The 23,896-nt window shown below is 64.3% G+C and carries 27 protein-coding genes and 2 riboswitches; of the genes, 23 read left to right on the top strand and 4 right to left on the bottom strand.

From position 1 onward, the window contains the following. Positions 1 to 1,059: an iron ABC transporter substrate-binding protein gene (locus tag VLA65_RS02900; RefSeq protein WP_306963051.1), complete on the bottom strand. Its 1,059-nt coding sequence runs from the start codon at positions 1,057 to 1,059 to the stop codon at positions 1 to 3. 217 nt (positions 1,060 to 1,276) lie between these two features. Here VLA65_RS02900 and VLA65_RS02895 point away from each other — a divergent pair, with 217 nt between their 5' ends. The 10 genes from VLA65_RS02895 to VLA65_RS02850 all read left to right on the top strand — a co-directional run bounded on the left by VLA65_RS02895 (position 1,277) and on the right by VLA65_RS02850 (position 7,881). Continuing rightward, positions 1,277 to 2,026 carry an ABC transporter permease gene (locus VLA65_RS02895; RefSeq protein ID WP_332601738.1) on the top strand — a complete coding sequence of 250 codons (750 nt, stop codon included), beginning with the start codon at positions 1,277 to 1,279 and terminating at the stop codon, positions 2,024 to 2,026. Between the two features lie 89 nt (positions 2,027 to 2,115). Then, on the top strand, positions 2,116 to 2,370 hold the full coding sequence (locus VLA65_RS02890; RefSeq protein ID WP_059388231.1) for a flagellar FlbD family protein: 255 nt from the start codon (positions 2,116 to 2,118) through the stop codon (positions 2,368 to 2,370). 3 nt (positions 2,371 to 2,373) lie between these two features. Then, positions 2,374 to 3,201: a motility protein A gene (locus VLA65_RS02885; RefSeq protein WP_307052744.1), complete on the top strand. Its 828-nt coding sequence runs from the start codon at positions 2,374 to 2,376 to the stop codon at positions 3,199 to 3,201. Next, positions 3,198 to 3,995 carry an OmpA/MotB family protein gene (locus tag VLA65_RS02880; RefSeq protein WP_332601737.1) on the top strand — a complete coding sequence of 266 codons (798 nt, stop codon included), beginning with the start codon at positions 3,198 to 3,200 and terminating at the stop codon, positions 3,993 to 3,995. Before VLA65_RS02885 ends, VLA65_RS02880 begins: the two co-directional genes overlap by 4 nt. Positions 3,996 to 4,077: 82 nt before the next feature. Continuing rightward, positions 4,078 to 4,518 carry a helix-turn-helix transcriptional regulator gene (locus tag VLA65_RS02875; RefSeq protein ID WP_332601843.1) on the top strand — a complete coding sequence of 147 codons (441 nt, stop codon included), beginning with the start codon at positions 4,078 to 4,080 and terminating at the stop codon, positions 4,516 to 4,518. Between the two features lie 174 nt (positions 4,519 to 4,692). Beyond that, complete coding sequence (locus VLA65_RS02870; RefSeq protein ID WP_059388228.1) at positions 4,693 to 5,103, top strand: TOBE domain-containing protein; 411 nt, start codon at positions 4,693 to 4,695, stop codon at positions 5,101 to 5,103. Continuing rightward, positions 5,100 to 5,912 carry a molybdate ABC transporter substrate-binding protein gene (gene modA / locus VLA65_RS02865; RefSeq protein WP_307052745.1) on the top strand — a complete coding sequence of 271 codons (813 nt, stop codon included), beginning with the start codon at positions 5,100 to 5,102 and terminating at the stop codon, positions 5,910 to 5,912. Before VLA65_RS02870 ends, modA begins: the two co-directional genes overlap by 4 nt. Positions 5,913 to 5,978: 66 nt before the next feature. Then, positions 5,979 to 6,389, top strand: a complete 411-nt coding sequence (locus tag VLA65_RS02860; protein ID WP_059388226.1) for a VOC family protein — start codon at positions 5,979 to 5,981, stop codon at positions 6,387 to 6,389. 94 nt (positions 6,390 to 6,483) lie between these two features. Continuing rightward, on the top strand, positions 6,484 to 7,158 hold the full coding sequence (locus VLA65_RS02855) for a GAF and ANTAR domain-containing protein (RefSeq protein WP_059388225.1): 675 nt from the start codon (positions 6,484 to 6,486) through the stop codon (positions 7,156 to 7,158). A 9-nt stretch (positions 7,159 to 7,167) separates the two neighbouring features. Then, complete coding sequence (locus tag VLA65_RS02850) at positions 7,168 to 7,881, top strand: GAF and ANTAR domain-containing protein (RefSeq protein WP_059388224.1); 714 nt, start codon at positions 7,168 to 7,170, stop codon at positions 7,879 to 7,881. Between the two features lie 22 nt (positions 7,882 to 7,903). Here VLA65_RS02850 and VLA65_RS02845 read toward each other — a convergent pair whose 3' ends face one another. Beyond that, entirely contained in the window at positions 7,904 to 8,209 is a 306-nt protein-coding gene (locus VLA65_RS02845; protein WP_284989591.1) for a hypothetical protein, read from the bottom strand. Between the two features lie 150 nt (positions 8,210 to 8,359). Here VLA65_RS02845 and VLA65_RS02840 point away from each other — a divergent pair, with 150 nt between their 5' ends. Genes VLA65_RS02840 through VLA65_RS02795 form a run of 10 tightly spaced genes read left to right on the top strand, consistent with a single transcriptional unit; the run spans position 8,360 to position 16,763 of the window. Beyond that, positions 8,360 to 9,256: a flagellar motor switch protein FliM gene (locus tag VLA65_RS02840; protein WP_284989592.1), complete on the top strand. Its 897-nt coding sequence runs from the start codon at positions 8,360 to 8,362 to the stop codon at positions 9,254 to 9,256. Further along, on the top strand, positions 9,253 to 9,996 hold the full coding sequence (fliN, locus tag VLA65_RS02835) for a flagellar motor switch protein FliN (RefSeq protein ID WP_332601736.1): 744 nt from the start codon (positions 9,253 to 9,255) through the stop codon (positions 9,994 to 9,996). Before VLA65_RS02840 ends, fliN begins: the two co-directional genes overlap by 4 nt. After that, complete coding sequence (fliO, locus tag VLA65_RS02830) at positions 9,997 to 10,494, top strand: flagellar biosynthetic protein FliO (protein ID WP_332601735.1); 498 nt, start codon at positions 9,997 to 9,999, stop codon at positions 10,492 to 10,494. It begins immediately after the preceding gene. 44 nt (positions 10,495 to 10,538) lie between these two features. Continuing rightward, positions 10,539 to 11,366 (top strand): flagellar type III secretion system pore protein FliP, encoded by an 828-nt coding sequence (gene fliP, locus VLA65_RS02825; RefSeq protein ID WP_370872227.1) that lies wholly within the window; start codon positions 10,539 to 10,541, stop codon positions 11,364 to 11,366. Next, positions 11,366 to 11,641 carry a flagellar biosynthesis protein FliQ gene (gene fliQ, locus VLA65_RS02820; protein ID WP_059388219.1) on the top strand — a complete coding sequence of 92 codons (276 nt, stop codon included), beginning with the start codon at positions 11,366 to 11,368 and terminating at the stop codon, positions 11,639 to 11,641. Before fliP ends, fliQ begins: the two co-directional genes overlap by 1 nt. A 1-nt stretch (position 11,642) precedes the next feature. Further along, positions 11,643 to 12,401 carry a flagellar biosynthetic protein FliR gene (locus VLA65_RS02815; protein ID WP_332601734.1) on the top strand — a complete coding sequence of 253 codons (759 nt, stop codon included), beginning with the start codon at positions 11,643 to 11,645 and terminating at the stop codon, positions 12,399 to 12,401. Then, positions 12,401 to 13,489: an EscU/YscU/HrcU family type III secretion system export apparatus switch protein gene (locus VLA65_RS02810; protein ID WP_332601733.1), complete on the top strand. Its 1,089-nt coding sequence runs from the start codon at positions 12,401 to 12,403 to the stop codon at positions 13,487 to 13,489. The genes VLA65_RS02815 and VLA65_RS02810 overlap by 1 nt, the downstream gene beginning before the upstream one ends. After that, positions 13,486 to 15,531, top strand: a complete 2,046-nt coding sequence (locus tag VLA65_RS02805; RefSeq protein ID WP_332601732.1) for a flagellar biosynthesis protein FlhA — start codon at positions 13,486 to 13,488, stop codon at positions 15,529 to 15,531. The genes VLA65_RS02810 and VLA65_RS02805 overlap by 4 nt, the downstream gene beginning before the upstream one ends. Beyond that, on the top strand, positions 15,509 to 16,510 hold the full coding sequence (locus VLA65_RS02800) for a hypothetical protein (protein WP_332601731.1): 1,002 nt from the start codon (positions 15,509 to 15,511) through the stop codon (positions 16,508 to 16,510). The genes VLA65_RS02805 and VLA65_RS02800 overlap by 23 nt, the downstream gene beginning before the upstream one ends. Positions 16,511 to 16,514: 4 nt before the next feature. Further along, positions 16,515 to 16,763 (top strand): carbon storage regulator, encoded by a 249-nt coding sequence (locus VLA65_RS02795; RefSeq protein ID WP_284989600.1) that lies wholly within the window; start codon positions 16,515 to 16,517, stop codon positions 16,761 to 16,763. Positions 16,764 to 16,771: 8 nt separating this feature from the next. On the opposite strand, the gene VLA65_RS02790 is transcribed toward VLA65_RS02795, so the two are convergent. Then, positions 16,772 to 17,371, bottom strand: a complete 600-nt coding sequence (locus tag VLA65_RS02790; RefSeq protein ID WP_284989601.1) for a hypothetical protein — start codon at positions 17,369 to 17,371, stop codon at positions 16,772 to 16,774. A 176-nt stretch (positions 17,372 to 17,547) separates the two neighbouring features. Between VLA65_RS02790 and VLA65_RS02785 the strand changes: the two genes are divergently transcribed. Next, positions 17,548 to 18,381, top strand: a complete 834-nt coding sequence (locus tag VLA65_RS02785) for a sigma-70 family RNA polymerase sigma factor (protein WP_284989602.1) — start codon at positions 17,548 to 17,550, stop codon at positions 18,379 to 18,381. Positions 18,382 to 18,388: 7 nt separating this feature from the next. Here the strand turns inward: VLA65_RS02785 and VLA65_RS02780 are convergent, their stop codons facing one another. Then, positions 18,389 to 19,930: an MFS transporter gene (locus VLA65_RS02780; RefSeq protein WP_332601730.1), complete on the bottom strand. Its 1,542-nt coding sequence runs from the start codon at positions 19,928 to 19,930 to the stop codon at positions 18,389 to 18,391. 82 nt (positions 19,931 to 20,012) lie between these two features. On the opposite strand from VLA65_RS02780, the gene VLA65_RS02775 reads away from it, so the two are divergent. Both VLA65_RS02775 and gcvP read left to right on the top strand, forming a co-directional pair. Beyond that, a complete protein-coding gene (locus VLA65_RS02775; protein WP_332601729.1) occupies positions 20,013 to 20,561 on the top strand; it encodes a TetR/AcrR family transcriptional regulator in 549 nt (182 codons plus the stop codon). Between the two features lie 188 nt (positions 20,562 to 20,749). Then, positions 20,750 to 20,847, top strand: a riboswitch (glycine riboswitch). Position 20,848: 1 nt separating this feature from the next. Beyond that, a riboswitch (glycine riboswitch) is annotated at positions 20,849 to 20,956 on the top strand. 51 nt (positions 20,957 to 21,007) lie between these two features. After that, on the top strand, positions 21,008 to 23,893 hold the full coding sequence (gene gcvP / locus VLA65_RS02770; protein ID WP_332601728.1) for an aminomethyl-transferring glycine dehydrogenase: 2,886 nt from the start codon (positions 21,008 to 21,010) through the stop codon (positions 23,891 to 23,893). Positions 23,894 to 23,896 lie beyond the last annotated feature (3 nt).

Raw genomic sequence — 23,896 nt, 5'->3', positions numbered from 1 at the left:
TTACAGCAGTCCTGCCTTGGTCATCAGGTCGGTGACCTTTGCGGAGTTCAATTTGGCCGGATCCACCGTGGGAGCTTGCAGATCCTTGATGGGAACGAGTTTAGCGTTCGAGTCGACGTTGGAAGCGATCGCGTATTCGTAGGAGGTCCCGTTCTTGAGGACTTCCTGGCCCTGCTTGCCGGTGACGAACTTGATGAAGGCCTGGGCAGCTGCGGAGTTCTTGGAGGATTTCAGCACGCCGCCGCCGGAGACGGACAGGAAGGCGCCGGGGTCCTGGTTCTTGAAGAAGTACGGGGTGACGTTCTTGGAGTTCTCGCCGGTCTTCGCCTGGTCGCCATAGTAGTAGTAGTGGTAGATCAAGGCGGCGTCGATTTCGCCGGCGTTGACGGCTTTCATGGCGGTGCTGTTGCCCTTGTATGCCTTGAAGTTGTCCTTCATGCCCTTGAGCCACTCGGAGGTGGCTGCTTCGCCCTTTTGTTCGAGCAGGGCGGCAACGATTGCCTGGAAGTCAGCGCCGGACGGCGAAGCAGCCCACTTGCCCTTCCACTCCGGCTTGGCCAGGTCCAGCATGGACTTGGGCAGCTTGTCGTCGCTGATCTTGGTCTTGTCGTACACCAGGACAGTGGAGCGGGCGGCGATGCCGGTCCATTTGTTGGTGGACGGACGGTATGCGGCCGGGACCTGGTCCACAGTGGCCTTGTCGATGTCCGCGAAGAGGCCGGCGTTCTCAACCTGGGCCATGGCTGGGGAGTTCTCCGTGAGGAAGACGTCGGCCGGGGATGCCGCGCCTTCCTGGATGATCTGGTTGGAGAGCTCGGTGTCGGAACCCTGGCGGATGGTGACCTTGACGCCGGTCTGCTTGGTGAACGCGTCCACCCATTCCTTGGTCAGGGTGTCGTGCTGGGCGTTGTAGACGGTGATTTCGCCACCCACTTTAGTGGAAGTAGCAGCGGACTCGGGGGCTGCGGAGGAGGCGGTGCCGTTGCCGCAAGCGGCCAGGCTCAGGGCTGCAGTGGCGGCGAGTGCGATGCCGGCCAGCGCATGTGCGCGGATCTTCATGAGGGCTTCTTTCTGCGAGCAAATCCAAGGGAGCCCGGGGGAAGTAAGTGCGGGCTCACAGCTTGAAACTTTAGGTTAGCCATACCTAAACTTCCATCCAGAATGCCCCATTGTGACGGGAATCACATGTATTACGCAAGATTTACATGACCTAATGCGCGGAGGTGGTGTGTCGTCGGTTGAGCGAGTGCCTTGCGGCAGTCGATAAGCTGGCTCCATGCCCGGTATCGCCGAATTCCTGCCGACCTTCCTCGGCGTCGGCGTCCTGATGGCGGCCACGTTGGCACTGCTCTTGGTGTTCCGCACCCCTCACCCTTTCGCTCCCGCACTGGCCATCCTTCGCGGAGCCGTGCAACTGGCCGCGATCAGTTTTGTTCTGGGTGGTGTGATCACCAGCCCGCTATGGGTGGCAGTAGCCCTGCTGGTGATGTTTGCCGTGGCCGCGATGAGTGCCACGCGACGCATTGGCTGGAGCCTTCATCATTTGGGCTTGGTCAGCGGCTCCATGGCCGCTGGCATCGGAATGACGCTCGCCGTCATTTTCGCGACGGGAGCCATCGCGTTCACTCCCCGCTATGCGCTCGCGATCGGCGGGATCGTCATTGGCAACGGCATGACCATCGCAGTCCTGGCCGGCCGGCGCTTCAAGGAATCCGTTTACGAGCACTGGGAGGAAGTTGAGGGTTGGCTCGCGCTCGGCGCCACCCCGAGGCAGGCAACCCTTGATCTTGCCCGGCGGAGCGTCTATTCGGCCCTGATCCCGTCAACCGATCAAACGAAGACGACGGGACTTGTCACCCTGCCCGGCGCGTTCGTCGGGGCGATTTTTGGCGGGGTTTCTCCCTTTGAGGCAGGGCGCTTCCAGATCGTGGTGCTCGCGGCGATCATGGCGGCAGGTTCCATCACCGCCGTCATGATCATCGGAATCCTCGCACCGGTCCGCGTGCGCCCAGCGACGCTGCGCTGACACTGCCTAACGGGAGCGAGCCTCCGGCCGACAGTAGGAACTGAACCGCACTCCTACAAGCGCCTCCCTACCTAAAGCAGAAACGGCCCATGATCGTTGTCACCCGCCTGAACGGCACCAGCTTTGCCGTGAATCCGGACATCATTGAACGGATCCACGAAAGCCCGGACACCCATCTGGTGACCCTCGACGGCGCTACCTATGTTGTGCGCGAAAGCCTTGCGGAGGTCGTGGAACTAATTGCGAACTACCGCGCCTATATTCTTCGGCGGGCACAGGACCTCCCCACCGTCACGGGCTATCCCTTGAGCCTCGTGCGCACACCGGACCCGGACGGAAGGTAAGCCATGGATCCCTCAACAATAATCGGCCTGTTCCTGGCCTTCGGCTCGGTGGTCGCCATGGTGACCCTCGAAGACGCCAATCTCATGGCCCTCCTGCTTCCCGCGCCCATGGTCCTGGTTTTCGGTGCCACCCTGGCCGTAGGTCTTGCCGGGAACACGTTCCGCGATACCGTGCGGGCGTTCAAGGACCTCCCCAAAGCGTTCAAAGGAAAGACCGACAAGCCGCAGGACAGTATCGACCAGCTGATCAGCCTTGCCGAGAAGGCGCGGAGCGAGGGGCTTCTCTCCCTCGAAGAGGCGGCCGCGGACGAGAAGGATCCGTTCGTGGCCCGGGCCCTCCAGAACATCGCCGACGGCACCGATGCCGAAGAATTGCGCATCCTCATGGAGGACGAGATCGATTCCAAGATGCGCAGCGACCACGTCTCCGCCAAGTTCTTCGCGAGCCTGGGCGGCTACGCGCCGACCATCGGCATTATCGGCACCGTGGTATCGCTGACCCACGTCCTTGAAAACCTCTCCTCACCCGATCATCTGGGACCAATGATCGCCTCCGCTTTCGTGGCCACGCTCTGGGGTTTGTTGTCCGCGAACTTCATTTGGCTGCCGTTCAGTTCGCGGCTCAAGCGACTGTCCGAGCTCGAAATCGAACGCATGACCCTCCTGATGGAGGGCATGCTGGCGGTACAGAACGGGACTCAGCCCCTCCTGCTCGCCGAACGGCTCCGCGCCATGGTTCCCCCGGACCGCCTCGGCAAGGCGAAATCCGCAAAGAAGGGCGACGACGACGAAGCCCGCCCCGGCAAATTCGCTTCGTCCAAGGCCGCATGAGGTCGCGGCGCCGCCGCGGTTCACCTCCGGCGGAAGAACACGTCGACGAACGCTGGATGGCTTCCTATATGGACATGGTCACGGTGCTCATGTGCATGTTCATCGTGCTCTTCGCAATGTCCACCGTGGACCAGGCCAAATTCGACAAACTCCGCAATTCTCTCGCCACGGGGTTCGGCACGGTGGCCAGCCAGAAGGTGGACACCGCCAGCGGGACGGTCGTTCCGCCGGAATACACCAGCGCCGACGCCCAGGGATTCTCCAACTTGGACCTCGCACTCAAGGAAGCGGCCCGGCTCACCGCTTTGCGCGACGACATGAAGTCCAAGCTCGACGCCGCGGGGCTGGGAGCCAATGTGCAGTTCCAGATCAACGAACGCGGACTCACCGTGAAACTCGTAGGATCGCAGACCTTCTTCGAACCCGACCGGCCGGAACTCACGCCCCGCGCGAGTCAGGTCCTTGGAATGATCGCCCCGACCATGGCGAAGGCGGCCCTTGAAATCATGGTGGAAGGCCACGCGGCCAACGGGGTCACCTCATACCCCTCTACGTGGGAGCTTTCTTCCGTCCGCTCCGTCAACGTCCTCAGGTACCTCGTCGACCATGGAGGAATTTCTCCAGGGCACATCGGCGCCGTTGCCTTCGGATCCGCCAGGCAGGTCAACGATGATTCCACCGAGGCGCTGATGGAACTCAACCGCAGGGTCGACGTCGTCGTCCTCTCGGACCGGCCCGAAGTGGTCCGCGCCCTGATCCCCGAGGCGCTCAAGGCGAGGGCCGGCGGCCAATAGCGGCCGGTGCGCTTGTCGCGGCGGTGACGGGACGGCGTCGGGCACCATGGAAGTGACGGGCGTGCCGAGGTACGCTCGTGGCATGACCCCGGAAGACATCGCCCGGCTCACGTACTTGCGCAAGGCCCGTGACCTGATCGACCGCGAGTACGCCAAGCCTCTCGACGTACCCACCATGGCCAGCCATGCGTTCATGTCACCGGCGCACTTTTCGCGGCAGTTCCGCGCCGCCTATGGCGAGACCCCTTACAACTACCTCATGACCCGCCGGATCGAGCGCGCGATGGCGCTCCTGCGCGGCGGAATGAGTGTCACCGACGCGTGCATGGAGGTCGGTTGTACGTCACTTGGCTCCTTCAGCTCGCGGTTCACTGAACTCGTCGGCGTGTCGCCGAGCACATACCGCGCCCGCGAGCACCTGGCCGTGGCTGCCATGCCCGCGTGCGTCGCGAAGATACGTACGCGGCCCAGCCGAAACGAAGCCAGCAAGCGTCTGGAAGCGCTGGCGGTCGGCGCAGACTGACTCAGGCCGTAGCCAGCCACGACTTCAACTGAGGTTCCGCCCCGATGGGGCGGGACCTCTGCTGCGTCCGGGACGTCCACTAACCCGGGCAGAGCGCCGCCGGAAATACGGGTCACATTTGATTTGCGGAAGTTTCATAGCGTCACCACCGCATTTGAGGATTATTCTGAAGCCGTGCCAAATATTCGAGTATCTGAAGCGGCCCGGTTCCTCGGCGTCAGCGACGACACCGTCCGGCGTTGGACCGAGAACGGCATCCTGACTCCGGTCAAGGATGATTCAGGCCGGCTGGCCGTGGATGGGCTGGAACTTGCCCACGTCGCGCGGGACCAGGCCCAGCTGCCCGAGGATCCCACCCGGGTGGGCCGCTCGGCGCGCAACCGTTTCGTCGGCCTGGTCACCGGCATCACGGCCGACAAGGTCATGGCACAAGTGGAACTGCAGTGCGGTCCCTTCCGTGTCGTCTCCCTCATGAGCAGCGAAGCGGTCCGCGAGCTCGGGCTCGAACTCGGCTCGGTCGCCACAGCCGTGGTCAAGGCCACCACGGTCATCATCGAAACTCCCCAAGGAAAGAGCACCATATGAGGATCATCCCCAAACCTTTCGCCGCGGTGCTCGTCGCCGGCGCCCTCGCGGCCGGCATGACAGGCTGCGGTTCAAGCACTCCCGCAGGCACCGCAAACGGCGGATCCGCCAGCGCAAGCGAAACACCAAAGCTCTCCGGCACGGTGACGGTCTACGCGGCTGCCTCGCTGAAGGCAACGTTCACCAAGCTGGCCAGCGAATTCGAAGCTGCGAACCCGGGTACAAAAGTGGCCCTGAGCTTCGCCGGGTCTTCTGACCTCGTCACCCAGATCACCCAAGGCGCTCCGGCGGACGTCTTTGCCTCGGCTGACACGAAGAACATGGGCAAGCTTTCCGACGCCAAGCTGCTCGACGGAACGGCCAAGAACTTCGCCACCAACGTCCTGACCATTGCCGTCCCGCCGTCCAACCCGGCGTCGATCAGTTCCTTCGAGGACCTCGCCAAGCCGGGCGTCAAGGTGGTGCTCTGCGCCAGCCAGGTACCCTGCGGCTCCGCGGCCCAAACCATCGAAAAGGCCACCGGCACAACCCTGAAGCCCGTCAGTGAAGAGTCTTCCGTGACTGACGTCCTGGGCAAGGTCGCCTCAGGGGAGGCCGACGCCGGACTCGTCTACGTCACCGACGTCAAGGGCGCAGGGGACAAGGTCAAGGGCATCACTTTCCCGGAGTCGGACAAGGCCGTCAACACCTACCCGATCGGCACCGTTGGCACCAGCAAGAACAAGGACCTGGCTGCCGCGTTCATCGCCTTGGTGACGGGAAGCGAAGGCAAGAAGGTGCTCGGCGACGCCGGCTTCGGAACGCCGTGACCCTCCGGAAAGAAGCGAGCAGGATTCAAGAAGCGCTCGTCAACTCCCCGGACTAACGTCGTTGCCATGACTATTTCATTGCAGTACTCACATATCACTGTCAACGATCCCGACGAAGCGCTCACCTTCTACCGGGACGCCCTCGGCCTTGAGGTGCTCAACGACGTCGCGCAAGGCGGATTCCGGTGGGTGACTCTCGGCAGCAAGGACCAGCCGGGTGTTGAAATCGTGCTATCCGAACCGCATGCGGGCCGGTCCAAGGCCGACGGCGACTCCCTCCAGGAGCTGCTCACCAAGGGTGTCCTGGGGCCGATCGTCTTCCGCTCCGACGACGTCGACACGCTCTTCGAGAAGGTCAGGGCGTCCGGCGCGGAGGTCATGCAGGAGCCGATCGACCAGCCGTGGGGTCCCCGTGACTGCGCCTTCCGCGATCCTTCGGGCAACATGGTGAGGATTTCGCAGGCTCCGGCCGCGTAGCTTGGTCTATTCTTAGCGGTGAAGAGCAGCTGTTCCGGTTCCGCGTTCAACCGGGTTCTGCCGCAAAGGAAGATTCGGGGATCTGAGGCTCACCATGGATGCTGGCGCTGAGCTCTGTACGCCGTTTCTGACCCAGCTACCAGTAAGCGGTGCAGCCGTGTCCATGTTCGGCGGGGCCGCGTCGGAGACCCTCGTGTGCGCTAGCGACAAACTGGCGGCCAAGCTTGATGAGCTGCAGTTTGATTTGGGGGAAGGTCCAAGGTGGGAAGCCTTGCGCACCAAGCTCCCGGTTCTTGTCCCCGATGTGCGAAATTCGCATCCGTACTCGTGGCCGGTTTTCAGCAAAGCAGTCCTGGAGACCGAAGCTGCGGCGCTGTTTGTGTTCCCGGTGACCCTGGGCGCTTTGGAGCTCGGGGTTGTGGAGCTCCACAATACGAAACCGGGGAGCCTGAGTTACGCCGATTATGCGACAGCATCGGTCCTTGCCGGCCAAACGGCATGGCATTTGTTGCGAGGGGTTCTGTCGGTGAACTCGCCCGACACAAACCCCGCCGTGGAAGCGGCGTTGATGTCCCGGCGGGAGATCCACCAGGCCACGGGAATGGTCCTGGCACAATCAGGGAGTTCCGCTGCCGATGCACTTTTGTTGATGCGTGCACACGCGTTCGCGCATGCGCTGACATTGCGCGAAACAGCCGAGGCAGTGCTGCAGGGACGCCTGAGTTTTGCCCCGGGGAATGACGCGCACGGCAGCGGCGGTCTGCAGTAATATGGCGACATGGTGACGACAAGCCGCGCCGAGCGCGTCAGCGCGGCCTTCGTAAAGATCACGAACACGTTGGTCGCTGACTACGACGTGCTGGACTTGCTCCATGCGCTCGTCGAGGCATCCGTGGATCTGCTCGATGCCGCCGCCGCCGGGTTGCTGCTTGCAGATCCTCACGGCGAGCTGCAAGTCCTGGCCTCCACCAGCGAGCGAAGCCAGCTGGTTGAAATACTCCAGCTGCAGGCGGGCTCCGGTCCTTGTGTTGAGTGCTACCGGACAGGAACGCCGGTGGTCGTGGAGGACATAGCGTCCTTGACCGGCCAATGGGACGAATTCCGGGCGGCCGCCCTTTCGCAGGGATTCCGTTCCGTCCACGCGGTACCGATGCGCGTTCAAGGAAGAACCATCGGAGCCATGGGTCTATTCGGCGAACGGTCCGGCGCCCTGACGCCCGAGGACGTTGCCATCGGCCAAGCGCTGGCGGACGTTGCGACGATCGGCATCCTGCAGGAACGCACCATCCGCGAATCGGCGGTTGTCAACGAACAGCTTCAGCGCGCCCTGAACAGCCGGGTCCTCATCGAACAGGCCAAGGGGGTCATTGCCTACACTGCCGGAGTCAACATGGAAGAGGCGTTCGGGCGCTTGCGCTCATTTGCACGCGCCAACAACCAGAATCTGCATGACACGGCAGCGCGTGTCATCAACCGGACCCTGACTCTATAAGCGGCAAAGACCGTCCGCCGAGCTAGGGTCTGGTAACCGGGCGAATCCGGAGAAATTCCTGGTGGGACGCTAATTCGATGCCCAGTGCTGCCGCCGAAATGTCCTCGAGAGCATCCATCATCGATTCGAAGGCAGCCCCGTTTCCAGGTTCCGAATTCTCATCGCCGAATTGAATCGACCGGAAGAACGTAAAGCGCGCCACTTTTATTTTTAGCTCCGCGATGAGTTCGTCGATCTCCGCCAACGGGTAATCCCGCCAAGCTTCGGACTCTGCTGTGGCCGCGGGACGCCGGGCGTGGGAGGTGCGGGTGCTGGGGTCGCCTGGCATGATGTGTGATGTCCTCCTGGAGCGTGCGCCGACGATTGGCGCTGCCAGGGTCCAGGGCAACACACCTAGCCTATCCGACATGCCATCACGCGGAAAGGCTCTGATAAATAGTCCCTTACCCCTGCACCTTCCTTGCCGATAGTGGCAACCGTGAGTGAACAGGAAGATCAATCGGCGGGACGGCAGCGCACCGTGGACGTCTATGACTTCCGCAGGCCCACCACCTTGCCGCGACAGCACAGCCGCGTCCTGGAAGTCGCCTTCGAGACGTTCGCCCGCCAATGGGGAACACAGCTGACGGCCAAGGTCCGCGTGAAGTCCACCGCGACCCTTGAACAGCTCATCATGCAGAGCTACGACGAATACGCCGCATCCCTCCCTTCGGTCACGGCGATGGTGCTGTGCCGCATTGAGGGCAGCGAATCGCGGCTGGTCATGCAGTTTCCTGCCACGGCGGCATTGTCCTGGGTCACCCGCATGCTGGGCGGGGCCAGCGAGACGGCGGTCCCGGATCGTAAGTTCACCCAGATCGAGCAGTCCCTCATCAGCCGCATGGTGGAAGACGGACTCGAGGACCTGAGCTATTCCCTTGGCGCCCTGCTGACCACCCCTGTGCGCATGGACGTTATCCAGTACAACTCCCAGTTCGCCCAAGCCGCGGCTCCGGCAGAGCTCATGATCGTGGCCTCCTTCACCGTGAAGGTGGGCGAAAGCCTTGCCGCAGCCAGCCTCGCGATTCCCGCCGACATCCTCCTTTCCGGTCTTGGCGACGTGAATCCCACTGTCCACAGCCGCGACGCCGAGGCGCTTGTCCGCGCCCAGGTCACCCAGGTGCCGGTGGACGTCGCCATCCAGTTGAGCCCCACCCCGGTGACGCCCGCGCAGATCCTGGGCCTCGCCGTCGGGGATGTCATTCCGCTGCCGCACCTGGAGAACCGGCCGTTCGACGTCGCCATCAACGGCACCCGCCTGGCCACCGCAGCACCGGCCCGCAACGGCTCCCGTGCAGCCGCCGTCATCGTCACAATCGAGGAGAACCAGCGATGAGCATCACCCTGACCCTGCACGAGTCCGCGGCCGAGCGTTTGGCGATGCAGCTGCCGACCCCTGCCACGCTGCGCGTCTCCGGGATTGTCCCGCCCCAAGCCGCTGCGCCATATGCACCCCTCGCGATCACCGCCACGTTCGTGGGCGCCGTGACCGCGGACTTCGCACTCATCCTCACCGACCGTTCCTTCCTTGCCGCTGCCGGCGGGTTGAACGGCGTCGTCTCCGGCGGAGTCGTGTCCGTCGTTGACGTACTGCGCCCCGCGATTGAACACGCGGCTGACGCGTTCGACGCCGGCGTGCTGGGGGAGTTGCGTGAAGAAGACGCCGCCGGACTGCTGTCCGACTCCGAAACCGCTGTTTTTGAATTGCGTCAATCTCCCGTGTCCGACGGCGGGCAGGCATTCGGCTGGTTCGCCGTGCGGGTCCGCGAACACGGGACCGTCCAGGACGCGGCCGCCGCACGGAACGCCCAGGTGGGTGCCGTTTCGTCACGCCTTGGACTGATCAGCAACGTCGAAATGGCCCTCACCGTGGAAATCGGCCGCACCCGCATGTCCGTGCGCGACGCCCTCGCCCTGGAACCGGGCAAAGTGATCGAACTGGACCGCTCGGCCGGCGCACCCGCGGACGTCCTCCTCAACGGACGGCTGATTGCCCACGGTGAAGTGGTCGTCGTGGACCAGGACTATGCCGTGCGCATTACCCGCATCCTGGACGTCGCCGAGGGAATCTACTAGATGGATTCGCTCATCCTCGGGCTGCGCGTGCTCGTGGCCTTGGGCGCGGTGCTGGGGCTCATTTGGGTCCTGCAGCGCCGCCTTCTCAAAGGAAAGGCCAAGGGCCGACGCCGGGCCAACACCACGCTGACGGTGGTCAGCCGGCAGAGTGTCGGACAGAAGGCCTCCGTAGTGGTGGTCGACGCCGGCGACAAACGCTTCCTTTTGGGTGTCACCGAGCACGCCATCAACGTCCTGCACAGCAGCGACGTCCCCGTGGAGGTTCCGGAGACCGCTCCCGCACCCGAGAGCTTTGCCGACATCTTCCGCGACGCCGGTAGCGCGGCACGTGCGGACAACGGGCCCCAAGCCGCCGCATTTGAAGGCAGCGCACTCACGCGCCGCAGCGGGATCCACCGCCGCAGCGAACTGGACAAAACACAGCCCATGCACGGCTCCATCCTTGCCGGTTCCACGTGGCGGCAGGCCGCCGAGGCCATCAGGGGACGCCGGAATTGATCCTGACTCTTGGGCCTGCCGGTGCCCCACGCACCGGCAGGATATTGCTGGCCGTGCGCAGGACACTTCCCGCGGTGCTCTGTGTCCTGGTGCTGACAGCCCTCTTCCTGTGGCTGGGCGCGTCAATTGGACATGCGGCACCGGTCAGCCCGACGCCACCCACCGCGCCCGCGGTTCCCACCGCGCCGGCGCAGCCGTCGAACGGCAACGTCAGCATCAATATCAACGGCCTCGATGGAAAGCCATCCACAGCGGTGGTGACCCTGATCGGGATCACGCTACTCTCGGTCGCGCCTGCCCTGCTGCTCATGATGACCTCGTTCACCAAGATCTTCGTGGTGCTGGCGATGACCCGCAACGCCTTGTCCCTCCCGTCCATCCCGCCCAACCAGGTGCTGGCCGGACTGGCGCTTTTCCTGTCCCTGTTCGTAATGTGGCCCGTGATCTCGGAGATCAACAACGTCGGCATCCAGCCCTACCTGAACGGGACACTGGACTTCAACGGAGCCGTTTCGGCGGGGTCCGCGCCGCTCCAGCACTTCATGGTGGCCCACACCCGCCAAGAAGACATTGCCCTCATGACCCGGGCGGCCAAACTGGATAACCCGGCCAACCCGCAATCGGTCCCGCTACAAACCCTTATCCCCGCGTTCATGATCTCCGAGCTCAGGGCAGCGTTCATCATCGGTTTCGTCATTTTCATCCCGTTCCTGGTGATCGACCTGGTGGTCTCGGCCGCGCTGATGTCCATGGGCATGATGATGCTTCCGCCGGTGATGATCTCGTTGCCCTTCAAAATCCTGCTGTTCATCCTGGTGGACGGCTGGGGATTGGTGATCACCGCCCTGATCCAGAGCTATTCGAGCGGCTGATGGATACCAACGCAGTCCTGGACATTTGCCTCCAGGCCCTGATTCTTGCGGCCAAGCTGGCCGCGCCCGCCTTGGTGACCGCGCTAGTGGTGGGCCTCGCCATTTCCCTCCTGCAATCCATCACTCAGCTTCAGGAAGCCACTCTCTCCTTCGTGCCCAAGGCAGTCGCCGTGGCCGTGGCCCTGGTGGTGTGCGGGCACTGGATGATCACCGAGGCCGTCTCCTTCACCAACGAGCTCTTTGCCCGGATACCCGCGCTGATCGGCGGAGCGTGAAGTGGAGCTGCCCTTCAACCAGTCCTGGCTTGAGGTCCTCTTGTTGGCCTCCGTCCGGATGACGGCGTTCCTGGTGGTGGCCCCGCCCTTCTCGCACCAAACTATTCCGCTCCGGATCAAAGGGATGCTCGGCATCGGATTGGGGCTCGCCGTTTCCCAACGTCTCTCCGCCGGCTACACCTCCAAGGACACCGCCGGCTTCATCACGGCCGTGGTCCTTGAGCTCGTGACCGGGTTGGTCCTTGGCTTCCTCGTTCTGCTCGTCTTCGCGGCCATCCAATCGGCCGGCAGCCTGATAGACCTCTTCAGCGGCTTCCAGATGGCCCAGGGCTTCGATCCCCAGATGATGATCAACGGGGCCCAATTCACCCGGTTGATGCAGATGTCCGCCCTGGCCCTGCTTTTCGCCTCGGACGGCTACCAGCTGGTGATCGGCGGCTTGACCGGGAGTTTCACGGCCTTGCCGCTGGCTGGAGGACTGGATTTGGCACAGCCGGTGCACGCGATGATTTCGGCTGTCACCGGGATGTTCCTCTCCGCGGTGCAAATCGCCGGGCCGCTCCTTGTGGTGTTGGTACTCGCCGATATCGGGCTGGGGCTCCTCACCCGTGTAGCGCCCGCCCTGAATGCTTTTGCCCTGGGCTTCCCGCTCAAGGTCCTCATCACCCTCGGGCTTGCAGGGTTCCTGTTCCTGGCACTGCCGCGCCTCGTTGCCATGCTCGCCGAGCAAGCGGCGAACACACTGATGGGGGTGGGCTGATGTCGGATTCACAAGAGAAAACCGAGCAAGCCACGGACAAACGGATGCGGGAAGTCCGGTCCAAAGGGCAGCTTTCCCGCTCGCAGGACCTCACCACCTGGCTCGCCGTCGGATCCGCCGCGGCCATGATTCCGTCCACCATCGAGCGTGCCTCCAACGCTGCGGCCGACCAACTGTTCACCGTCCGCGGAGTCATCGCGAACCCCGAGCCCGGCAAAGCCGTCGCGGCGCTCGACGCCGGGTTCGGTTCCCTGGCCCAAGTGCTGGGGCCCCTGTTCGTGGTGGTCATGGCGGTGGTGCTCGCGGGATCCGCGTTGCAGGGCGGCATCCACTTCAAGAAGTTCCGCGCCGAGTTCGAGCACTTCAACCTCCTCAGTGGCCTCAAACGGATCTTCGGCACCCAGGCACTGTGGGGCGGCCTGAAAGCGCTCCTCAAGACCGCCGTCGTCGGACTTGTCCTTTACGCCGTTGTGCAGGGGCTCATCCCGGTGCTGCTCACTGCCGGGGGACTGCCGGTGTCCGGCATCCTTTCGGCAGCAGTCGGGGGCATCGGTTCGTTGATCCAGTTCGCCGTGCTGGCGGGCCTGGTCCTAGCTGCCGCGGACATCTTCGTGGTCATGCGCCGCAACCGCAAGAAGACGCGCATGTCCAAGAAAGAAATCAAGGACGACAACAAGAACAGCGACGGCGATCCCCTGATCAAGTCCCAGCGGCGTTCGCGCCAATTGAGCATGAGCCGGAACCGCATGATCGGCGCGATCGCGGACGCCGACGTCGTGATCGTCAACCCGACGCACGTCGCCGTCGCGCTGAAGTACGACGCCGGCAAAGCGGCACCGCGCGTCGTGGCCAAGGGAGCGGGGGTGATCGCTGCCCGCATCAGGGAAGAGGCGGAGGCGACATCGGTTCCGATGGTCCAAGACATCCCGCTGGCGAGGGCACTGCACTCGGCCTGCGAACTGGGCCAGGAAATCCCCGTGGAACTGTACCGGGCCGTGGCGGGAGTCCTGGCGTTCGTCATGTCACTCAAGGCCAGGGGAGCGGCACGCGGAATGCACCGTTTGCCGCAAGAAAGGACACAGCAATGAACAGATTCGCCAGGCTCACCGTGCCGGTGGGAATCGTGGGCATCGTACTGCTCCTAGTTGTTCCGGTACCCGCGCCGCTGCTGGACTTCCTGATCGTCTGCAACATCCTGCTCGCCTTGTTGATCCTGCTCACGAGCATGTTCGTCAAGAAGCCCTTGGACTTCTCCGTCTTCCCGTCGTTGCTGCTCGTGGCCACGCTGTTCCGGCTGGGGCTCAACGTCGCGTCCACCCGGCTGGTGCTAGGACAAGGATTCGCCGGGCAAGTGATCGACGCTTTCGGCAAGGTCACCGTGGGCGGCTCCATGATCATCGGCGCCGTGGTGTTCCTGATCCTGGTGGTCATCCAGTTCGTCGTGGTCACCAAGGGCGCCGAGCGCGTGGCCGAGGTGGGAGCCAGGTTCACCCTCGACGCAATGCCTGGCAAGCAGATGGCCATCGACGCGGACCTCAACGCCGGCCTTATCACTGACGCCCAGGCCCGCAAACGCCGTGCCGAGGTGTCCGCCGAGGCCGACTTCTACGGCGCGATGGACGGTGCCTCGAAATTCGTCAAGGGCGATGCGATCGCGGGCATCATCATTATCATCATCAACTTTGTCGGTGGCATTGCCATCGGCGTGCTGCAGCGCGGCATGAATGTCGGCGACGCGCTGAATTCCTACGGCCTCTTGACCATGGGCGACGGGCTGGTCACCCAGATTCCGGCCCTCCTCATGGCCGTGTCCACGGGCATGATCGTCACCCGGTCCAATGCCGAGGAAGACATGGGCCGCACGGCCTCCTCGCAGCTCATGCAGTCGCCCAACGCCTTGCTCATCGCGGGGCTGGCCGCCGTCGCCATGGCGCTCATCCCCGGCATGCCAGTCGTGCCCTTCCTGCTGGTGGGCGCTGCCCTGCTGTTCGGCTCGAGGCGCCTCGAGGCGCAGCAGAAGAAGCACAACGAGGCGGAGGACGCCAAGGAAGCGGCCACCTTAAGCTCCGAAGAAGACCCCAACGAGCGGCTCATGCAGGACATGCGTGTCCACCCGGTCGAGATCCTGCTGGCTCCGGACCTTGTTGACATGGTCTCCGGCGCCTCGGACGACCTCCTGGCCCGCGTCCGTTCCTTGCGCCACAAGATCGCCATGGAGTTGGGGATCGTGATTCCACCCGTCCGCACGCGCGACAACGTCGAGCTGCCGCCGTCCACCTATGCCATCCGCATTGCCGGAGTGGAAGCCGGACGCGGCACGGCGCCGTCGGGCAAGTTGCTGGCCCTGGGCGATTACCTTGACGCCTTGCCGGGTACCTCCACCGTGGAACCTGTCTTCGGGCTGGCCGGCAAGTGGATTCCCAGCGAGATGCGCCACAGTGCGGAAATGACCGGAGCAACGGTGATCGACCGGGTTTCCGTGCTGGTGACCCATTTGTCGTCGATCGTGTCCGCCAACGCCGCAAGGCTCCTGACCCGCGAGGACGTCAGGGTGCTGACGGAAGGCGTGCGCAAGCAGAGCCCGGCCGCCGTCGAGGAGCTTATTCCGGGGCTGATGTCCCTGGCGGAGGTGCAGCGGGTGCTGCAGGGCCTCCTCGAAGAACAGGTCCCCATCAACGATCTTCCGCGCATTTACGAGGCCCTTGCCCTCCGTGCCAAGGTTTCCACCGAGCCCGAGGCCCTGGTCGAAACCGCCCGGCAATCCCTCGGCCCGGCGCTCGCGGCCAAGTTCCTGGACGGCACGGTGCTTAACGTGATCATGATCGATCCGCTCCTGGAACAGTCCATGCTCGAAGACATGCGCCCGGCCGAAGGCGGTACCCAGATCGTGATGAGCCAAGCGCGCCTGGACGCCGTCCTGGCGTCCGTGCAGACATCGGTGGAGGCCGCGGCAAATGCCGGACGGCAAGCTGTCCTGGTGTGCGCCCCGGCACTGCGGCCCGCCGTCCGGCGGCTCGTGGCAGCTCCGGACGGCGGTGTTCCCGTGTTGTCCTACCGCGAAGTGACGTCCGCAAACATCCAGATCGAAACCGTGGGGGTGGTCCGCCATGCCGAAGCAATACAAGCTTAAGGGCGCATCCCTGGACGCCATCCGCGAAAAAGCCGAGCAGCAGTACGGGCCCGGGGCTCGGATCGTCGCCGCCGAGAAGGTCACCAACCCCGGAATCGCAGGGCTCTTCGCGGCCAATCGCTACGAGGCCACGATCGAAGTTCCGGCAGCGCGTTCATCCCAACTAGCTAGCAATAGTTGTCGTTCTGACGGCCCAGAACGACAACAACTGCGAGTTAGTTGGGAGGGCCCTGCGGGCGGGGAGGCGCATGCGTTGCAGGGGCCCGCGATCGCCGCGCTCCTGGAGCAAGCCGACGCGGCCGAGATGGACCTGCACCGGCCCGAGGCAGCCGTTTCAACGGCCTCCCCGGATTTTGCCGGGATGTTGGAGCAGTTAGGAAAGGAGTTCCAGGCGCCGGTTTGCGGACCGCAAGGGTTGCCGACCGCGTTGCCGGCGGCCGCCGTCGGGCACCTCGTTCCTGTGGCCGTACCCGTGCCGCTTACCGGCAGCGGCAACCTGATCATCCTGCTTGGCCTCGGCGACGACGCCTTGGGACCGGCGCTGGAAGTGTCCATCGCCGAGGGCGGTTCCGACGTCCGGACAGCCGGAGCGTTGACAGCTTTCGGGCACCTCCACGTGGCGGGGCGCCAGGGCGCGACGGCGGCGCGCGCCCAAGCGGTGCTCACCGGCCAAACCGTGCTGGTGGCGTACGGTCTCGGCCGGCAGGGCGAAACCGTGACGCATGCGGCGGACATCGCGGCGCTCGCCGCAGACCAGTTGTGGCTGGTTGTTGACGCCGGGCGGAAGGCTGAAGACACGGCGGCCTGGGTCCGGGCGCTCTCCGCAGCCCTTGCCGCCGAGCGGGTCACGCTTGACGCCCTTGCTGTTTTCGGCGCGTCGGAGACCGGAAGTCCCGAGACGGTCAACGGGCTGGGTCTCCCCATCGGGTGGGTGGACGGCAAGCCCGCCCGCGTTGCCGTGCTCGGAAAGGTAGATTGAGAGCATGCTGGTACTGACACGTAAGCCGGGCGAACAGATCATGATTGGTGAGGACATTGTCATCACCGTCATGGAAGGCCGCGGCGACGGCGTGCGGATCGGGATCGAGGCACCCCGAGGGGTGTCCATCCAGCGTCGCGAAGTGGTCGAGGCGATCGCCGCTGCCAACCTCGCCGCTGCCCAGGCCGGCCCCGAAGCCGAGGAGCTCGTTGCCGGGCTGCGCCCGCCTGTCCGGAAACCGGGCAAGGACTAGGCCGGGTACTACTCCAGCCCCAGGAACTCCCTGAGGAGCGGCAGCGAGCAATCCCTGGTCACGGCCAGGGCCCGTTCGATATTGGCGTTTTCCGCAAGCAGCATCACGTCATCCACCGTGTCCGCACACGCGACCGCTCCCGGCGCTGCCGGGGCTGCGTCGCCGGGCTGAACGGAGCCAAGCGGCGGGTTCCCGGCCCCTTGCAGCCCCATCTGGAGAGCCTCGACGTTGGCCGCCGCGGTTGTTTCGACTTGCTTGAGCACCAGGACCAGCTCACGGTGGTGTTCTTGCAGCAGTTCCGGCCAGACTCCGGGCGGGGCCACTGAAGCGATCATCGGCAGCGTGGCGTTGGCCGACAGCCGCCATTCAATAGCCACGGCCGACGATTCGATGTTCCGGGCAAGCGTGTCGAAACGAAGGTTTTCCAGGACCTTTTCCACGTCGGCGGCAGCGAACTTCAACCAATGCCAGTTGCCTGCCCGAACGTGCAGCAGCTGTGTTTCAAGCCGGTACAACAGCAGTTCCAGCTGTCTCCGCTCACGCCACAGCGTCGCCGAAAGCTCATCCGCCCCCACGGTTCCCCATTCCCCGGTTTGGACTCGGAACATGGTTCCGAGTCCTGTTTTTCCATCTTTTTCATGAGCGTACACGCATTGTTATTTTCCAGATGGTATGTTCACTGAATACATGTCTGTTCCATGTAATCTTTGGCACGTTGCACTGTCTCAGCAGCTTGCCCATGAAGCTCCTGGAACCAGGCTTGGCAACTCAATAAACAGGTCTCATGGGGGGACTAATTTTGAATCGCGAAGAACGCAACGAGTTGGTGCTGCAGCACTTGCCGCTCGTTGGCTATTTGGTGTCGGAGCTCTGCGCGAGAGCTTCTCATTTGTCGCGCGACGATTTCGCGTCGGTGGGGTCCGTGGCGTTGATAACGTCTGCCGATTCCTTCGATCCGAACCTTGGAGTCCCCTTCGGCGCGTTTGCGCGCCGCCGGATCGTCGGAGCCTTCGCGGACGAGATGCGGGCCAGCGACTGGGCCACCCGGTCAGCGCGCAAACGCATCAAGGAAACCATGTCGGTCCAGGAGACGCTCTCCGGGGTCCTTGGCCGCACGCCTTCGGTCGCCGAGACCGCATCGGCCCTGGGTGTCGAACGAAGCGTGGTGGAAGCCGCCCTGGCCGATGCCGCGCGGACCCTGTCGCCGCTGGACGACGTCGTCGTGGACACCGTTGCGGCCGAGACCATCTCCCCGGAGCATTCGGTCCTTGCTGATGAGCGACTCAAGTACCTTCGCGCCGCCGTCGAGGCCCTGCCGGAGAAGATGCGTTACGTCGTCGAGGAGATCTACTTCGGCGGGCGGACCGTCAAGGAACTCGCCGAGGAACTCGGGTCCACCCACGCCGCAGTCTCCCAACAGCGCGCCGAGGGTATCCGCCTCATGCGCGACGGGCTGTCCGCGCATTACGCGGACGATCCCGGGCAATCCTTCGAGCCCCAATCGCGCATTACCGCCCGACGCCGGCACGACTACCTCTCCACCCTCGCCACCGCCACCCTGGGCGGAATCACCCGGAGTTTCAGCTCGCCTGATGCTGCGTTGAACCGGGCCGTCTAGCCTCCGCCTACTTTGCGGTCGGCACGCGGCGGAGCACGACGGCGGCAAGGACTGCCGCTCCCGCCATCAGGACGAGCCCGATCGCCGCTGTGATGTGGACCCCCGATTCAAAGGCGGCACGTGCCGCCGCGGTGAGGGCATCGCCCAATGGTTGGGGCAGCGTGGCCGCCGCGTCCACGGCTCCGGCGAGCGTCTCCCTCGAGCGTTCGGCCGCGTGGCCGGACAATTCGCCAGGAAGCAACAAGTGGTGTTGGTAGGACGCGGTCAGGATGGAGCCAAGCACGGCTGTGCCCAGCAGTGATCCGAGTTCGTAACCCGTTTCGGAGATCGCCGATGCAGCACCCGCTTTATCGGCGGGAACCGCGCCGAGGATCAGGTCATTGGAGATGGTCTCCGCTGAGCCGACCCCGATGGCCAGCAGCAGGAGTGCCGTCAAAAGGTACCCTGGCCCCTGGCTGTGGTTGCCCAGGGCGGCCACCAGGTATCCCACTGCGCTCAGTGCCAGGCCCGATGCCACCACCAGGCCCGGGCGGATCCGCTTGACCAGCGGAACCACCACCAGGCCCGCCACGATGGTGGCCAGCAGGGCCGGAACCATCGCGATCCCCGCCTCCATGGGGGATTGGCCTTCCACGAGCTGCAAGTGCTGCGCGAAGAAGTAGATGAAGCCGGTCATGGAGAACAAGGACAAGACGTTGGCCGTGATGGCCGTGCTGAAGACCTTGTTCCGGAAAAGCCGAACGTCCAACATAGGCGATGCCAATGAGCGCTGCCTGCGGACGAAGACAATTCCCATGGCCAGGCCGAACGCCATGAAGGCCGCGGGTCCGGGGCCAAAACCGTGCACGGCGGCCTCCTTGATGCCATAAACCACCGGGGCCATGGTGAAGATGGAGAGCACGATGCTGGGAACGTCGGGCTTTCCCGGATTGCGGTCCTTGGACTCGGGGATGAGGAAGGGGCCGAAGGCGAGTAGCGGCAGCAAAAGTGGCACTGCAACCAGGAACACGGCTCCCCACCAGAAATGCTCCACGAGCCAACCACCGAAGATCGGCCCGAGCGCGGCGCCGCCGGAGAATCCCGCTGCCCACACGGCCACGGCGAGCCGGCGGCGGTTCGGGTCCGGGAAGATGTTGCGGATCAAGGACAGCGTGGACGGCATGAGCATGGCTCCGAAGATGCCCATGCTGGCGCGTCCGGCAATGAGCCACTCAGCCGACGGCGCGAACGCGGTGGCCGCGGAAACCGCGGCGAAGCCTGTGCTGCCGATCAACAGCAAGCGGCGACGGCCGATCCTGTCTCCCAGGTTTCCCATGGACACCAAAAGCGCTGCGAGCACCAGCGGATAGGCATCCACGACCCACAGCAGCTGCACGCCCCCGACTTCCAGCGACCGGGCGATTTCCGGCAGGGCAAACGTCAGCGCCGTATTGTCCACAGCCACCAGCAGCACCGGGAACATCAGGAGTGCCAAGGCAGCCCAATCGCGCCACGGGGCGGATTGGATCGAAGAGGTACGGGGGTGCTGGGTAGTGGACGGCGCGAACATGAAGATAACTGTACCGTCTGGACGGTATAGTTTCAATCTGACTCAACGACCTGCCGCATCGAACTAAGGGATGATGGACACCATGCCGCGAAAACCTATTGCCCGGGACGCTGTCCTGGATGCCTTTGAAGCCCTGCTGATCGAGGTAGGGGAGCGGGCTGCCACCCTGGATGCCGTCGCCAAGCGCGCCGGCGTTTCCAAGGGCGGTTTGCTCTACCATTTCCCCAACAAAGAAGCCATGATCAGCTCCTTGCTCGAACGCATGGACGGGCTGGCTGCGCTGGACATCGCGGCAATGAAGGCGGCCCCCGAAGGTGCGGCCGCGTTCTTCATCAAGTCTTCCCTGTGGGCGGACACCCCCTTGGACCGGGTGTTCGTGGCAGCCACGCGGCTCGCGGAAGTAGCCCATGAAGAAACCCGAAGGCGCTTCGCGGGGATCCAGCAACAATGGCTCGATGTGCTCGCGGAGGAAGTGGGGCCCGAGATGGCCAAAGCTGTCCGGTACATGGGCGATGGACTTTACTTCAACGCAATGCTCGAAGGCGGTGCCGGCGATACGGAAGTCAAGGCCAGCGCGAGGAGCGCCGACGTCGGTGCGCTGCTGGCCGCCGTCGACCGCCTCCGCAGCTGAGGGGGGCCCAACTGGCTCGCAGTTGTTGTCGTTTAGAGGCTCCAAAACGACATCTAGTGCGAGTCAGCTGGGAAAGTCAGTCGGCTCGGTGACCATATTTGCGGACGCGGGCAGTCCATAGGACAATTGGGAGTTGTGGCAGCCGTCACCGGCAACCACAATCCGATTCATACAACTGAATACGCCTTTGATCTGCGGCGGGAGAGTCCTGCAGGCATGTGATGCAGGCGCCGTAGGAGCAAATCCTCCCCAGGAATCTCTCAGGCCCACGCACCGCCGCGGCAAGGCAACTCTGGAAAGCAGTGCGCTGACGCGTGCTCACCGACGGTGCAAGCGGAACAGTGCCACAAGCACGGTTTCGCGGAAACTCTCAGGTCCAATACAGAGCGGGGAGGAACCCGATTAGCTGTGGCGTACCCACGCCGCCTTATTAATGGAGTTCCTTCGTGACGGTTAGTTCAACCTCCACTACGTTCGTTGACCGGCATATCGGCGCCCGGCGCCAGGCCGACATTGACATCATGCTCAAGTCTGTTGGCTACGACAGTGTCGATTCGCTCGTAGACACCGCGGTTCCCAATGACATCCGCCAGGATGTCGCATTGACGCTCCAGAACGCCCTCAGCGAGGTCGAGGTCCTGGCCGAGCTGCGCAAGCTGGCGGCCAAGAACAAGACGGCCGTGCAGATGATCGGCCAGGGCTATTACGACACTGTCACTCCGCCGGTGATCCGCCGCAACATCCTCGAATCCCCGGCCTGGTACACGGCGTACACCCCGTACCAGCCGGAAATTTCCCAGGGCCGCCTCGAGGCGCTGCTGAACTTCCAGACCATGGTCCAGGACCTCGTGGGCCTGCCCATCGCCAACGCTTCCCTCCTGGACGAAGCCACCGCCGTCGCCGAAGCGGTCCTCATGATGCGACGCGCCAACAAGAACAAGACCGCCCACGACGGCAAGACCGTGCTCGACGCCGATTGCCTCCCGCAGACGATTGCCATCGTGAAGGGCCGCGCCGAGGCGCTGGGCTTTGAGGTGGAGATCGCTGACCTGTCCCGGGGCCTGCCCGAGGGCGACATCAACGGCATCGTGCTGCAGCAGCCGGGCGTTTCCGGCCGGGTGTTCGACCACTCCGCCGTGATTGCCGCCGCCAAGGAACGCGGCGCCCTGGTTACCGTCGCCGCGGACCTCCTCGCCCTCACCTTGATCACACCTCCGGGCGAGCAGGGTGCCGACATCGCGGTCGGCTCCACCCAGCGCTTCGGCGTGCCGCTGTTCTTCGGCGGCCCGCACGCCGCGTACATGGCCGTCCAGAAGGGCCTCGAGCGTTCCATGCCGGGCCGCTTGGTGGGCGTTTCCAAGGACGACGCCGGCACTCCCGCCTACCGCCTGGCGCTGCAGACCCGTGAGCAGCACATCCGCCGCGAGAAGGCGACGTCCAACATCTGCACCGCGCAGGCACTGTTGGCCATCGTGTCCTCGATGTACGCCGTCTACCACGGCCCCGACGGCCTGAAGGCGATTGCCGAGACCGCCCACAACCACGCCCGCACCCTGGCAGCGTCCCTCAAGGCCGCGGGCCTTGAGGTCCTGCACGGCAGCTTCTTCGACACCGTCACCGTCCGGGTCCCGGGCAAGGCTGCCGAGATCGTTGAAGCCGCCGAGGCCAAGGGCATCAACCTGCGCGGCATCGACGCCGACACTGTTGGCGTCTCGGTTGACGAGACGACAACAAAGGAAATCGTCGGCGGCGTCCTTGATGCTTTTGGTGTCGTCGCGGTGTTTGGTGCTGAGCTACTTGAGTCCGGTGAGGGTTTCGCGCTGGAGGCCGCCGTCGAGCGTTCTTCGGACTACCTGCAGCACCCGGTGTTCAACACGCACCGATCCGAGACCCAGCTGCTGCGCTACATCCGCAAGCTGTCGGACCGTGACCTAGCGCTGGACCGCACCATGATCCCGCTGGGTTCGTGCACCATGAAGCTGAACGCCACCGCCGAGATGGAAGCCATCTCCTGGCCGGAATTCGCCTCGATCCACCCCTTCGCCCCGGATTCCCAGACCGAGGGCTGGCGCGAACTGATCGAAGATCTGGAAGCTGACCTGACGGAGATCACCGGTTACGACCAGGTCTCCATCCAGCCCAACGCCGGTTCCCAGGGCGAGCTCGCGGGCCTGCTGGCCATCCGCGGCTACCACCACTCCCGCGGGGACCTTCAGCGCAACGTCTGCCTCATCCCGGCATCCGCACACGGCACCAACGCCGCCTCGGCGGTGCTGGCCGGCATGAAAGTGGTCGTGGTGGCCACGGCTGCCGATGGCACGATCGACCACGCGGACCTGCAGGCCAAGATCGACGCTAACAAGGATGTCCTTTCGGCGATCATGATCACGTACCCGTCCACGCACGGAGTGTACGACGCCGACGTCCGCGAAATCTGCGACTCGGTGCACGCGGCCGGCGGCCAGGTGTACGTTGACGGCGCGAACCTGAACGCCCTGGTTGGCCTGGCCCAGCCGGGCAAGTTCGGCGGCGACGTGTCCCACCTGAACCTGCACAAGACCTTCTGCATCCCGCACGGCGGCGGCGGACCCGGCGTCGGCCCGGTCGCGGCCAAGGCACACCTCGCACCCTTCATGCCGGGCGATGCCAACAAGGCGGCGCACGAAGACGGCGCTTCTTTGCCAGGGACTGGCGTTGCGATTTCCGCTTCGCGTTACGGCTCCGCGGGTGTGTTGCCGATTTCCTGGGCCTACGTGAAGCTCATGGGCGGCGAAGGCCTCACCGAGGCCACGAAGTCCGCGCTGCTCGCTGCGAACTACATCGCCTCGCGCCTGAACGAGTACTTCCCGGTCCTCTACACCGGTGAAGGCGGACTCGTGGCCCACGAGTGCATCCTTGACCTGCGCGAACTGACGGCCAAGACCGGCGTCACCGCCGAGGATGTGGCCAAGCGCCTCATCGACTACGGCTTCCACGCACCCACCCTGGCGTTCCCGGTAGCGGGCACACTGATGGTGGAGCCCACGGAGTCCGAGGACCTTGGGGAGATCGACCGCTTCATCGAAGCCATGATCACCATCCGCAAGGAAATCGACCAGGTTGCCCACGGCGACTTCACGGTGGAGAACAGCCCGCTGCGCCACGCACCGCACACCGCGGCCGCCGTCGTCTCCTCGGACTGGAACCGTGAGTACTCCCGCGAGCAGGCCGTCTTCCCGGTCCACCACCTCAAGCAGGACAAGTACTTCCCGCCCGTCGGCCGCATCGACGGCGCCGCAGGCGACCGCAACCTGGTCTGCTCCTGCCCGCCGATCGAAGCCTTCGAGAACTAAAGG

Origin of the sequence: Arthrobacter sp. S2(2024) (genome assembly GCF_036662515.1) — a bacterium.
GTDB lineage: Bacteria > Actinomycetota > Actinomycetes > Actinomycetales > Micrococcaceae > Arthrobacter.
This window is presented reverse-complemented; position numbering and strand designations above follow the sequence as displayed.

Excerpts from the sequence above, each read along its gene's own strand:
- VLA65_RS02880 (WP_332601737.1), top strand. The coding sequence starts at position 3,198 with ATGAGGTCGCGGCGCCGCCGCGGTTCACCTCCGGCGGAAGAACACGTC.
- VLA65_RS02780 (WP_332601730.1), bottom strand. The coding sequence starts at position 19,930 with ATGTTCGCGCCGTCCACTACCCAGCACCCCCGTACCTCTTCGATCCAA.
- fliQ (WP_059388219.1), top strand. The coding sequence starts at position 11,366 with ATGGATACCAACGCAGTCCTGGACATTTGCCTCCAGGCCCTGATTCTT.
- VLA65_RS02850 (WP_059388224.1), top strand. The coding sequence starts at position 7,168 with ATGGTGACGACAAGCCGCGCCGAGCGCGTCAGCGCGGCCTTCGTAAAG.
- VLA65_RS02790 (WP_284989601.1), bottom strand. The coding sequence starts at position 17,371 with ATGTTCCGAGTCCAAACCGGGGAATGGGGAACCGTGGGGGCGGATGAG.
- VLA65_RS02845 (WP_284989591.1), bottom strand. The coding sequence starts at position 8,209 with ATGCCAGGCGACCCCAGCACCCGCACCTCCCACGCCCGGCGTCCCGCG.
- VLA65_RS02795 (WP_284989600.1), top strand. The coding sequence starts at position 16,515 with ATGCTGGTACTGACACGTAAGCCGGGCGAACAGATCATGATTGGTGAG.
- VLA65_RS02900 (WP_306963051.1), bottom strand. The coding sequence starts at position 1,059 with ATGAAGATCCGCGCACATGCGCTGGCCGGCATCGCACTCGCCGCCACT.
- VLA65_RS02885 (WP_307052744.1), top strand. The coding sequence starts at position 2,374 with ATGGATCCCTCAACAATAATCGGCCTGTTCCTGGCCTTCGGCTCGGTG.
- VLA65_RS02890 (WP_059388231.1), top strand. The coding sequence starts at position 2,116 with ATGATCGTTGTCACCCGCCTGAACGGCACCAGCTTTGCCGTGAATCCG.
- VLA65_RS02895 (WP_332601738.1), top strand. The coding sequence starts at position 1,277 with ATGCCCGGTATCGCCGAATTCCTGCCGACCTTCCTCGGCGTCGGCGTC.
- VLA65_RS02860 (WP_059388226.1), top strand. The coding sequence starts at position 5,979 with ATGACTATTTCATTGCAGTACTCACATATCACTGTCAACGATCCCGAC.
- VLA65_RS02810 (WP_332601733.1), top strand. The coding sequence starts at position 12,401 with ATGTCGGATTCACAAGAGAAAACCGAGCAAGCCACGGACAAACGGATG.
- modA (WP_307052745.1), top strand. The coding sequence starts at position 5,100 with ATGAGGATCATCCCCAAACCTTTCGCCGCGGTGCTCGTCGCCGGCGCC.
- VLA65_RS02855 (WP_059388225.1), top strand. The coding sequence starts at position 6,484 with ATGGATGCTGGCGCTGAGCTCTGTACGCCGTTTCTGACCCAGCTACCA.
- VLA65_RS02805 (WP_332601732.1), top strand. The coding sequence starts at position 13,486 with ATGAACAGATTCGCCAGGCTCACCGTGCCGGTGGGAATCGTGGGCATC.
- fliO (WP_332601735.1), top strand. The coding sequence starts at position 9,997 with ATGGATTCGCTCATCCTCGGGCTGCGCGTGCTCGTGGCCTTGGGCGCG.
- VLA65_RS02800 (WP_332601731.1), top strand. The coding sequence starts at position 15,509 with ATGCCGAAGCAATACAAGCTTAAGGGCGCATCCCTGGACGCCATCCGC.
- fliN (WP_332601736.1), top strand. The coding sequence starts at position 9,253 with ATGAGCATCACCCTGACCCTGCACGAGTCCGCGGCCGAGCGTTTGGCG.
- VLA65_RS02775 (WP_332601729.1), top strand. The coding sequence starts at position 20,013 with ATGCCGCGAAAACCTATTGCCCGGGACGCTGTCCTGGATGCCTTTGAA.
- VLA65_RS02785 (WP_284989602.1), top strand. The coding sequence starts at position 17,548 with ATGGGGGGACTAATTTTGAATCGCGAAGAACGCAACGAGTTGGTGCTG.
- VLA65_RS02875 (WP_332601843.1), top strand. The coding sequence starts at position 4,078 with ATGACCCCGGAAGACATCGCCCGGCTCACGTACTTGCGCAAGGCCCGT.